Source organism: Cupriavidus sp. WS, assembly GCF_000395345.1.
In the GTDB taxonomy this organism is placed as follows: Bacteria; Pseudomonadota; Gammaproteobacteria; order Burkholderiales; family Burkholderiaceae; genus Cupriavidus; species Cupriavidus basilensis_B.
This window is the reverse complement of the sequence record NZ_AQPL01000089.1, coordinates 1-10,503: the sequence shown is the minus strand read 5'-3', so window position 1 is coordinate 10,503 and position 10,503 is coordinate 1. Positions and strand designations below refer to the sequence as shown.

At 70.1% G+C, this 10,503-nt stretch carries 9 protein-coding genes; all 9 read left to right on the top strand.

All coding sequences use genetic code 11. The annotated features are described in order from the left end of the window. The first annotated feature begins 201 nt into the window (after window positions 1-201). The 9 genes from K206_RS0108960 to K206_RS0108920 all read left to right on the top strand — a co-directional run bounded on the left by K206_RS0108960 (window position 202) and on the right by K206_RS0108920 (window position 10,213). Window positions 202-1,863, top strand: a complete 1,662-nt coding sequence (locus K206_RS0108960) for an FAD-binding protein (RefSeq protein WP_020202076.1) — start codon at window positions 202-204, stop codon at window positions 1,861-1,863. A 55-nt stretch (window positions 1,864-1,918) separates the two neighbouring features. Next, a complete protein-coding gene (locus K206_RS0108955; RefSeq protein ID WP_020202075.1) occupies window positions 1,919-2,914 on the top strand; it encodes a tripartite tricarboxylate transporter substrate binding protein in 996 nt (331 codons plus the stop codon). A 60-nt stretch (window positions 2,915-2,974) separates the two neighbouring features. Next, window positions 2,975-3,748, top strand: a complete 774-nt coding sequence (locus K206_RS0108950) for an enoyl-CoA hydratase/isomerase family protein (RefSeq protein WP_020202074.1) — start codon at window positions 2,975-2,977, stop codon at window positions 3,746-3,748. Next, on the top strand, window positions 3,745-4,920 hold the full coding sequence (locus K206_RS0108945) for a CaiB/BaiF CoA-transferase family protein (RefSeq protein ID WP_231401585.1): 1,176 nt from the start codon (window positions 3,745-3,747) through the stop codon (window positions 4,918-4,920). The genes K206_RS0108950 and K206_RS0108945 overlap by 4 nt, the downstream gene beginning before the upstream one ends. A gap of 34 nt (window positions 4,921-4,954) precedes the next feature. Further along, complete coding sequence (locus tag K206_RS0108940; protein WP_020202072.1) at window positions 4,955-5,392, top strand: MaoC/PaaZ C-terminal domain-containing protein; 438 nt, start codon at window positions 4,955-4,957, stop codon at window positions 5,390-5,392. Between the two features lie 8 nt (window positions 5,393-5,400). Next, window positions 5,401-6,606 (top strand): CaiB/BaiF CoA-transferase family protein, encoded by a 1,206-nt coding sequence (locus K206_RS0108935; RefSeq protein WP_020202071.1) that lies wholly within the window; start codon window positions 5,401-5,403, stop codon window positions 6,604-6,606. Window positions 6,607-6,833: 227 nt separating this feature from the next. Further along, the gene (gcvA, locus tag K206_RS0108930) at window positions 6,834-7,781 is read left to right on the top strand and encodes a transcriptional regulator GcvA (protein WP_043365935.1); all 948 of its coding nucleotides are present in this window, start codon (window positions 6,834-6,836) and stop codon (window positions 7,779-7,781) included. A gap of 269 nt (window positions 7,782-8,050) precedes the next feature. Beyond that, the gene (locus K206_RS0108925; RefSeq protein ID WP_020202069.1) at window positions 8,051-9,025 is read left to right on the top strand and encodes a tripartite tricarboxylate transporter substrate binding protein; all 975 of its coding nucleotides are present in this window, start codon (window positions 8,051-8,053) and stop codon (window positions 9,023-9,025) included. A gap of 30 nt (window positions 9,026-9,055) precedes the next feature. Next, the gene (locus K206_RS0108920; RefSeq protein WP_020202068.1) at window positions 9,056-10,213 is read left to right on the top strand and encodes a CaiB/BaiF CoA-transferase family protein; all 1,158 of its coding nucleotides are present in this window, start codon (window positions 9,056-9,058) and stop codon (window positions 10,211-10,213) included. The last annotated feature ends 290 nt before the right edge of the window (window positions 10,214-10,503 follow it).

Below are 10,503 nucleotides of genomic sequence, written 5' to 3'. Positions count from 1 at the left end.
CGGCCGCCGCCGGCGCGCGCCGGGCGGCGTAGCGCGTCGGCCACCGCGCGCGGGCCGCGGCGCCGGCGCCGGCGCGGTGGCGCCGGTTGGTGCGTTTTACTCATCAAACCGAAAGGAATCGTCGCTTTCTCTTCCCCGGTGGCGCATTCAGAATCTTTGCCATACCCCAACCTGGTTGCGGGCATGTCAAGGAGAGGCTGGATGCAGTGGAAAGTGGAGGTGGTATCGACGGATGTGCTGGTCCTGGGAGGCGGCATGGCCGGCTTTCGCGCCGCCCTTGCGGCCCAGGCCCAGGGAGCGGACGTCACGTTGGCCTACCGTGCCCGGGGCGCGTCCCCCTACGTCATCGGCTTCAATGCGCCGATCGGCAGCGTGGACCCGATGGACAGCCCCGACGTGTTCTATGAGGACATGCTCAAGGGCGGCTACTTTCTCAACGACCGGCGGCTGGTGCGCCTGCTGGCGGAGAAATCGGTCGATGCGTTCCACGAGCTCGTCGCCTGGGGCGTGCCCTTCGCCCACGCCGCCGATTCCGCCAACGGCGGCGGCCAGGTATTGCAGCGCCACCTGAGCGGGAACCGCTATCCCAGGTCGGTGTTCGTGCCCGAGAGCACGGGCGGCGCCATCCTGCAGGTGATGGCGAACCGGGCGCGCTCCCTCGGCATCCACCAGATCGCGGGGCAAAAGGCGGTCGAGCTGCTGCGCGATGGCGCCGACGTGGTGGGCGCCGTCCTGTGGAAGCCGCATTCGGACCAGATCACCGTGGTGCATGCGCGCGCCGTCGTCATCGCGATGGGCGGGATCGGCCGCCTCTACGCCGACAGCACCTATCCGGTCGACGTGGGCGCGGACGGCCTCGGCATGGCGCTCGATGCCGGCGCGCGCCTGATCGACATGGAATTCGTCCAGTTCGAGCCGGTCGTGACGGTCTGGCCGCAGGAATGCCGGGGCATGGAAATGCCGACCTCGATGCTTGGCGACGGCGCGCACCTGCTGAACAACCGCGGGGAGCGCTTCATGCTCGGCTACAACCCGCCGCTGGGCGAACGCGGCATCGAGAAGGCGCGCCTGGCTTTGTTCATCCAGCGCGAAATCGACGAGGGGCGCGGGTTTCCCGAGGGCGGCGTGGCGTTCGACGCCACCGTGCTCAGCGAGCAGCAGCGCGAAAGCTACGTATCGCATTGCCGCAGGCTGCGCGCCGCGGGGGTCGACCCGGCCACCACCCCGCCCATCGTCGCGCCCGCGGCCCACAGCATGATGGGCGGCGTGGCGGTCGACGGCGATTGCTGGTCCGGCGTGCCGGGCCTGTACGTCGGCGGCGAAGCCGCGGGCGGCGTGCACGGCGCCAGCCGCATCGCCGGCAATGGCTGCAGCGACACGCTCGTCTTCGGCGCCATCGCCGGCGGCGGCGCGGCGCGCGGCATGCTGCCCGCGACGGCGCGCGACTGGCCCGCCATCGAAGCCAGCGCCATCGCCCGCCTGGCGCACGCCGACGGCGGCGCTTGCGCCGAGGACGTGCGCCAGGCCAAGGAAGACATGCGCAAGGTTCTCTCGGAGGCGGCCGGCATCTGGCGCAACGGACCGGGCCTCACCGCGGGCCTGGCCGCGTTTGGCGCGCTGCACGAGAACATCTTCCGGATGCGCGCGGGCAGCCGCGAGGCCGCGGTGGAGCTGCGCGAGGCGCGGCGCATGGCGGCAGTCGGCACCACCGTCCTGCAGGCGGCGCTGGGCCGGACGGAAAGCCGCGGAGCGCACCAGCGCACCGATTTTCCCGCCACCGACAACACCCGCTGGCTGCAGCACATCGCCTTCACCCGCGGCGGCAACGACGAACTGGTCCAGAGCCTCGAACCCATCCACTAGCCGGCGCGGGCTTGCCAGCAGGGCTTTTGCATTCCATAAATAAAACGGAGACAACATGAGATTCGGAACCACACACTCGCGGCACGCGGGAGCCTCGCTCCTGTGCGCGCTATCGCTCGCCATCGGGGTGCCGGCGGCGCAGGCGGCCGATGCCTTTCCGAGCCGGCCGGTGCGGCTGGTCGTGCCGTATCCGCCCGGCGGCGGCAACGACGTGCTGGCCCGCATCGTCGCGCCCAAGCTGGCGGAGGAACTGAAGCAGCAGGTCTACATCGACAACCGCGGCGGCGCCGGCGGCACGATCGGCACCACCTACGCCGCGCAGGCGACGCCGGACGGCTACACGATCCTGATCATCAATACCCTGCCGCACACCTCGGCCGCCGGGCTGTATCCCTCGCTGCCTTATGATCCCATCAAGAGCTTCGTGTCGATCGGCGAAATCGCCACGGTCTCCTACATGCTGGCGGTGAATCCGAAGCTGCCGGTGCATACCGTCAAGGAGTTCGTCGACCTGGCGAACGCCAAGCCGGGAGCCATCAACTATGGCTCGGCCGGCAACGGCAGCGCCACGCATCTGGCGGCGGAACTCTTCAAGTCGGTCACGAAGGCGTCGATCACGCATGTCCCGTACAAGGGCGGCGGCCAGTCGCTGACCGACCTGATGGCCGGCCAGGTGCAGGCCACCTTCGAGAACGTGGCGGCGCTGGTGCCGTTCGTCACGCCCGGCACGCTGCGGGGCGTGGCGATCACCGGTCCGAAGCGGACGGCGCTGTTTCCCGCGCTGCCGACGGTGGCGGAGTCGGGCTATCCGGGCTTCGACGTGTCGGGCAAGTTCGGCCTGGTCGCGCCCGCGGGGACCCCGGCGAGCGTGATCGCGGTCCTGAACAAGGCGCTCAACCGGGCGCTGGCCGATCCCGAGCTGATCAAGAAGCTCGCCGCGCAGGGTGCCGAAGCGGCGCCGAGCACCGCGCCGGCGTATGACGAACTGATAAAGAAGGAGTCCGCCCTGTGGCTCAAGGTGGTGCGCGACACGCACATCAAGAGCGACTGACCATGCCGCGCCGGGTCGCCCCGGCGGCGCGGCACAAAACTAGAAAAGGAGACAAGGCTCGTGAGCATTCTGATCGAAGAGATGCGCGGCGCATCGCTGGTACTCACGCTGAACCGGCCGGAGGCGCTCAACGCGCTGTCGTCGGAACTGGTGCAGGCGCTGCGCGACGCGGTGGGCCGCGCCACGTCCATGCCCGAGGCGCGCACGGTCATCCTGACCGGCGCCGGGCGCGCCTTTTCCGCCGGCACCGATCTCAAGCAGCGCCAGACGCTGTCCCGTGAGCAGAAGGCGGCCCAGAGCCAGCTTCTGCTCACGCTTTCCGAAGAACTCTGGGACTTGCCCATGCCGGTGATTGCCGCCGTCGGCGGCTGGTGCCTGGGCGGCGGCGCCGAGCTGGCGCTGGCGTGCGACCTGCGCGTGGCGGCGGACAATGCCACGTTCGGCTTTCCCGAGATGACGCTGGGCGCCTATCCCGGCAGCGGCGGGCCGGTGACGCTCAGCCGCATCGTCGGCGTGACCCGCGCCAAGGACCTGCTGTTTACCGCGCGCCGGTTCGGCGCCGAGGACGCGCACCGGTTCGGCATGGTCGATCGCGTCGTGCCGGCGGAACACCTGCTCGACGAGGCGCTGAACTGGGCGCGGGAGATGGAGGCGACCGCGCCCCTGGCGCTGGCGGCGCTCAAGCGTTCGCTGAACGAAGGGGCCAGCCTGTCGCTGCGCGAAGCGGGGGCGCTGGACCAGCGCCTGCGCCGCCCGCTGGATGCCACGCAGGACAACGAAGAAGGCATGCGCGCGCATTTCGAGAAACGGCGCCCGGTGTTTCGAGGCAGATGATGTCCCTTCCCGATTCTTCTTCGCCGGGCGCCGGCAAGGCGCTGCGGGGCCTGCGGGTGCTCGAGTTCTCCGCCGGTTCGGTCGCCGGCCAGTATGGCGGGCAGTGCCTGGGCGACCTGGGCGCCGACGTGGTCCGCGTGGACGGCGCGTGGACGGCGGGCGCGGCCTGCCACGCGGCCTTCAACCGCAACAAGCGATCGCTGTCGGCGGACCCGCACACCGGCGAGGGGCGCGAACTGCTGCGCCGTCTGTGCGGCCGCGCCGACGTGCTGATCGACGCGCTGCCCGCGGCCACGCTCGACGGGCTGGGTCTTGGCTGGCCCGAGCTGTCGCGGGCCGCGCCGCGGCTGGTGTATGCGCGCGTGGTGCCGGCGGTGATGCCCGCTGGCCCCGCGCCGCAGGACGCCGCCGATCTGCTGGCCGAAGCCGCTGGGGGCTACATGGGCATCACCGGCGGGCGGGACGGCGCGCCCAGCCGCCTTGGCACCTCGGCCCTGGAGGCCCTGGCCGGCGTCAACTGCCAGTCGGCCATCCTTGCCGCGCTGTTCCAGCGCGCGGCGACGGGGCTGGGCCAGCATGTCTCGACGAGCGTGCTCGAATCGGAAATCGCCTTTCTGGCCAACGCCGCCGTGGAATGCCTGCTGGGCGGGCCGCAGCCCGCGCGCTGGGGGTCGGAGCACGCGCAGCAGGTCCCCTACAAGGCCTTTCGCACGGCTGACGGGTGGATCGTCGTGGCGGCCGGCTTCCAGAACCTGTACGCGGCGTTCGTGCAGGAGCTCGGCCGCCCGGACCTCGCTGCCGATGCCCGCTTTGCCACCATGTCCGGGCGGGTGCAGAACCGCGCCGCGCTATATGCCGCCCTGGATGCGGAAACGGCGCGCCACGGCACCGGCGACCTCCTGCGCCGGCTGGAGCGCTCGGGCGTGCCGTGCGCGCCGGTCAACGACCTGGCGCAGGTCTTTGCGCACCGGCAGGTGCGCCATCGCGGCATGCGCGTCGACCTGCCGGGCGGGCGGCCCGGCGCGCGCGCCGTGCTCGGCCCTCCCGCCAGGTATTCCGCCTTTGCCGTCGCCGAGGACTGGATGGCGCCGCCCACGGCCGGCGAGCACACCGAGAGCGTATTGCAGGACTGGCTCGCGCCCGCGGACCAGGTTGCACCCCTAGTTCCCTAAACCCTGAACCATGCCAACCCCGGAGACCTTCTTCATGGAACTCGAATACTTTCAATCGCCGTCGGGCAAGATCGAAGACGTCGTCATCGGAACCACCGTCGTCTTCACCAAGACCGTGTCCGAGTCCGACGTCTATCTGTACGCGGGCATCACCGGCGACTTCTCGCCCAACCACGTGGACGAGGAATACATGCGCAAGGGCGGGTATGGCACGCGCATCGCCCACGGCACGCTGCTCATGGGCTTCATGTCGACGGCGTCGGCCAGGCTGCGCATAGGGCGCACCGTGTCGCTCGGCTACGACAAGGTGCGCTTCCTGGACGGCGTCAGGTTCGGCGACACCGTCACCACGCGCTATGTCGTGGACAGCGTGGACCCGGCCAGCCGCCGCATCACCGCCAAGGTGGAATGCCTGAACCAGCATGGCAAGGTCGTGGCCGTGGCGACCCACATCAAGGCCTTCGTCGATTGAGTCGCCCGATGCATGACAAGCCCAAGCCCTATGCCGGGCTGAAGGTGCTCGACTTCACCCGCGTGCTCGCCGGACCCTACTGCACCATGCTGCTGGGCGACCTGGGTGCGGACGTGGTCAAGGTCGAGCTGCCCGGCACCGGCGATCCGCTGCGTCTCCAGGGCCCGCCTTTCCACGCGGGCAATGGCCTGACGTTCCTGGCGTGCAACCGCAACAAGCGCTCGCTCACGCTGGACCTGAAGTCGGCCGAAGGCGTCGCCCTGGCGCGCCGTCTCGCCGGCCAGGCGGACGTGCTGGTCGAGAACTTCCGGCCTGGCGTGATGGCGCGCCTGGGGCTCGACTACGAGAGCCTGTCGGGCGCCGCGCCGCGGCTGATCCACGCCTCCATTTCGGGATACGGCTCGGAGGGGCCGGACAGCCGCAGCGGCGCCTTCGACCTGACCATCCAGGCGCTGGGTGGCTACATGAGCCTGACCGGCGACGAGGATGCCGGCCCGATCAAGCTCGGCACCTCGGCGATCGACCTCGCCGCCGGCATGCACTGCCAGGCCGCGATCGCGGCGGCGCTGCTGCAGCGGCTGGCGACCGGCATGGGCCAGCGCGTGGAGACCAGCCTGCTGGAAAGCCAGGTGGCGCTCCTGCTCGACACCGCCGTGGATCATTTCCATACCGGGCAGGTGCCCGGGCGCCGGGGCGCGGCCAGCACGCGCGCCGCGCCGCGCAAGGCGTTTCGCACGCGCGACGACCGGTGGCTGGTGATCGACGCCGCGCGCGAGGATCACTTCATGGCGCTCGTGTCGGCCATCGGCCGGCCCAGCCTGCAACGCGACCCGCGCTTCTCGTCGGCCGCGGCGCGCGTCGCCCGCCAGGCGGAGCTCTATGCCTTGCTCGATGCGCGCATCGCGGAGTTCGACTTCGCGGCGCTGGCCATCGGGCTGCGCGAGGCCGGCGTGCCGCACGCGCTGGTGCACAGCATCGAGGAGGCGCTGGCGCACTGCCGCGACACCCGCCGGGACATGGTGGCCGGCTCGGCGGGCCCCGCGGGCGGCGTGACGCCGCAGATCGCATCGGCAGTCACCTATTCGGCCTTCGACGTCGGCGCCGGCTGGACCGCGCCGCCGGCGGTCGGGCAGCATAGCGCCGACGTGCTGGCCGAATGGCTGGCCCTGTCCGCGGACGACATCGCGGGCCTGCGCCGGCGCGGTGTCATATGAGCCGGCCGGCGGCGCTACCCGCGATGCTATGATCCGGAAGCCCGCCGGGGCCCGGCGCCCGACCCGGCGGATGCGAGCCTTCGCGGCGCCGCGGGCGGAGCCGGCGTCGTCGTCGTGAAGGCAGCCCCGCAGCGTGGGGTGAAGACCGGGCGCGCGGTGCCGCACCGGATGACATGGAGGAACTGAGGGCTTTACGCAAGGCTTGGTAAGCGCCCTATGGTCGAACGATGAGCTGGCAACTACCTTCACTGACCGCCTTGCGCACCTTCGAGGCGGCCGCGCGCCACCTGAGCTTCACCCGGGCCGCGCAGGAACTGAATCTCACGCAGAGCGCCGTCAGCCGGCAGATCCGGCAGACCGAGGAATACCTGGGCCTGATGCTGTTCCAGCGGGTCAAGAAGCGCCTGGTCCTGACCGAAGCGGGGCAGAGCTACGTGGAGGACATCCGCGCCTCGCTCGAGCAGATGCAGACCGCCACGGTCAACCTGCTGGCGCACAAGGGCAAGGGCGGCATCATCCGGCTGGCGACGCCGCCCGCGTTCTGCACCCGGTGGCTGATCCCGCGGCTGGCGGAATTCTCCACGCGGTTCCCCAACATATTCGTCGACCTCTCCACGCGCGCCAAGCCCTTCGATTTCCAGTCCGAGCCCTTCGATGCCGCGATCTACTACGGCGCCAACGACTGGCCGGGCGCGGTGGTGACGGAGAAGCTGGTGGGCGAGGAACTGCTGGTGGTGTGTTCCCAGAGCTACTACCAGGCCAACCGGGAGAACCTGCTGTCCATCGACCACTTCGGACGCCATGTGCTGCTGCAGCAGACCAGCCGCCAGACCTGCTGGCCCGAGTGGATGCAGAGCCGTGGCGTGCACGGCGTCAACGGCCTTGCCGGGCCGCGCTTCGAGCATCTCTACATGGTGCTGCAGGCGGCGGTGGCCGGGCTGGGCCTCGGGCTGCTGCCGCGCATCCTGATCGAGGACGAGGTGGCGACCGGCCGCCTGGTGGCGCCGTTCCCCGGCACGTTCACCAGCGAGGACGCCTATTGCCTGGTATTTCCGGAGGCAAAGAAGAACGAGTCGAGGCTCGAACTGTTCCGTTCCTGGATCCACGAAGAGGCGCGCCGGCAGACGGTCCGGGACGTCCGCGACGCCGGCGCCGGCGCCGCGCAGCAGGCCTGAGTCCTTCCCCCGCTCCGGCCGGCGCGTGGCAGCCTCCGCCATCGACGATAGCAGGCCCGCCCGCCATCCTCCCCCGGACCCCGCCGGCCGCCGCGCCGTTTCGAGGCCCGGCGCTGACACACGGCGCTTGACACACGGCACGCGCCCTGCCTGGCGCTCGCCCCTTCCGCACGCATGACCTGACAACTTTTTATCGCTTTCTACCCTCGCGGCACCGTGACACAGTGGTGTCGCCACCACGGTGGAAACCATAAAAAAAGGAGACATCCATGCTGCAGAAGTTCATGGCTTCGATGGTCATGCTGAGCGCCGCGGTATTCGCCACGTCGGCCGTGGCCGAGCCCACCTATCCCGACAAGCCGATCCGGCTCATCGTCCCGCAGCCGCCCGGAGGCGCCAACGACAACCTCGCGCGCATCGTGGGCGACAAGCTCTCGCTCACGATCAGGCAGCCGGTGGTGGTGGACAATCGCCCCGGCGCGGGCATCACGGTCGGCACCTCCATCGCGGCCAAGTCCCCGGCCGACGGCTACACCATGCTGATGGTCAATTCCATCATGTTCTCGGCCAGCCCCAGCCTCTACAAGGGCATTCCCTATGATCCGGTGAGCGACTTCATGCCCGTCGCCAGCCTGGGCGTCGGCTCCTACGCGCTGGTGGTCGCCGACAAATTCCCGGCGCAGAACTTCGCCGAATTCATCAAGCTCATGAAGGCGGACCCGGGCAAGTACAACTATTCCTCCTCCGGCATCGGCAGCACGCCGCACCTGATCACGGAGATGCTCAAGCGGGCCGCCGGCTTCGAGGCCACGCACGTTCCCTACAAGGGGGGCGGCCCCTCCGTCGTCGGGCTGCTGGGCGGCGAAGTGGCCTTCACCGTCGAGAGCACGTCGACGATCGAGCCCCACGTCCGCGCCGGCAAGCTGCGCGTGCTGGCCGTGACCAGCGGGCAGCGCCTGGCGCAGTATCCCAATGTCCCCACCGTGGCCGAGACCGGCATCCCCGGGTTCGAGGTGACGGCGCTCTACAGCCTTGCCGTGCCCAAGGGGACGCCCAGGGCCGCCGTGGACAAGCTGGGCACCGAGGTCGCGCGCATCGTGGCGTCGCCGGAGGTCGGGCGCGCCTTCGACAAGCAGGGCGTGCAGGCGGTGAACCTTCCCGCCGAGCAGGTCCAGGCGCGCATCCGTTCCGAGGTCGACAACTGGTCCAGGATCGTCAAGGAAGCGAAAATCAAGGCCGAGTAGATCGGGCCCATCCCAAGGAGAGAGAAAACCATGCAGAAGACAGACAAGCCGCTGAGCGGCGTACGGGTGCTCGATTTCACCCGCTTTTTCGCCGGGCCCTACTGTGCCCAGTTGCTTGGGGACCTGGGCGCGGACGTGGTCAAGGTGGAGTCCCCCGGCGGCGGCGACCCGCTGCGCGAGCAAGGGCCGCCGTACTTCAAGGACAACGGCATCACCTGGTACGCGACCAACCGCAACAAGCGCTCCATCGTGCTCGACCTGCGCAGCGACGAGGGCCGGCAGACCGCGCGCGCGCTGTGCCTCAAGGCCGATGTCGTGCTGGAGAACTTCCGTCCCGACGTCATGGGTCGGATGGGGCTGGACTACGAGACGCTCGCGGCCGCGTCGCCGCGGCTGGTCTATGCGTCGATATCCGGGTTCGGCGCCGACGGCCCGGACGCCGCGCTCGGCGCGTTCGACCTGACCATCCAGGGGGTGGGGGGGTACATGAGCATCACCGGCTCCCGCGAGGGGGCGCCGGTCAAGCTCGGCACGTCCGCGTTCGACATGCTGGCGGGGATGAACTGCCAGACGGCGATCGTCGCCGCCCTGCTGCAGCGCGAGCGCACCGGCCGGGGGCAGCACGTCATGACCAGCCTGCTGGAAAGCGAGGTCGCCTTCCTCGCCAACGCCGCGCTCGAGTACCTGATGACCGGGGAGGAACCCCGCAAGTGGGGTTCCGAACACGCGCAGCAGGTGCCCTACAAAGCGTTCGAGACGCGCGACGGCTGGGCCGTGATCGGCGCGGGCTTCCAGAATTTCTTCGAATCGTTCGTGAAGATCCTGGGCCGCCCGGAATTGCTGCGGGACGAACGCTACGGCACGATGCCGGCCCGCGTGGTGCACCGCGACGAGCTCTATGCCACGCTCGACGAGGAAGTGCGCAAGTGGGCCACCGACGACATCCTCGCCCGGCTGGAGGAAGCCGGCGTGCCTTGCGCGCCGGTAAACAGCATGAGCCAGGTCTTCGCCAACCGGCAGGTGCGCCACCGGGGCATGCAGCTGACCCTGCGCCACCCGCGCTATGGCGAGGTCCCCACGCTCGGCCCGGCGGTGCGCTACAGCGGCTTCGACATCACCGAAGGCTGGACGGCGCCCCCCGAAGTGGGCGAGCACAACGAAGACGTCATGCGGCAATGGCTCGGCTAGGCGCGGCGCTGCCCTCCCGGGGCTGAAGCCGTGCCCGCCGCCGCGGCCCTGCCTGGTCCCGGGCGGGCCGGGGCGCCGGCGCCGCGCGCTGGTGCTACCATGCGCGCAGCTTGCCGGCCCGGGCATGGCGCGCGGGCGGCCAAACACGTCTTTGCAGGAGAGTCCGGATGGATCCCACCGTAGTGATCAGTACCTTCGAGCGCATCGCCACCGACGAAACGGTCGAGCTTTCGGTCGACGACGCCGTGGCGGGACTGGCCGCGCTGCTGGCCAGCGAGCCGTTCACGGAC

Bases quoted from the DNA above. Each gene is read 5' to 3' on its own strand.
- K206_RS0108960 (WP_020202076.1), top strand. From the start codon at position 202: ATGCAGTGGAAAGTGGAGGTGGTATCGACGGATGTGCTGGTCCTGGGA.
- K206_RS0108955 (WP_020202075.1), top strand. From the start codon at position 1,919: ATGAGATTCGGAACCACACACTCGCGGCACGCGGGAGCCTCGCTCCTG.
- K206_RS0108945 (WP_231401585.1), top strand. From the start codon at position 3,745: ATGATGTCCCTTCCCGATTCTTCTTCGCCGGGCGCCGGCAAGGCGCTG.
- K206_RS0108940 (WP_020202072.1), top strand. From the start codon at position 4,955: ATGGAACTCGAATACTTTCAATCGCCGTCGGGCAAGATCGAAGACGTC.
- K206_RS0108935 (WP_020202071.1), top strand. From the start codon at position 5,401: ATGCATGACAAGCCCAAGCCCTATGCCGGGCTGAAGGTGCTCGACTTC.
- gcvA (WP_043365935.1), top strand. From the start codon at position 6,834: ATGAGCTGGCAACTACCTTCACTGACCGCCTTGCGCACCTTCGAGGCG.
- K206_RS0108925 (WP_020202069.1), top strand. From the start codon at position 8,051: ATGCTGCAGAAGTTCATGGCTTCGATGGTCATGCTGAGCGCCGCGGTA.
- K206_RS0108920 (WP_020202068.1), top strand. From the start codon at position 9,056: ATGCAGAAGACAGACAAGCCGCTGAGCGGCGTACGGGTGCTCGATTTC.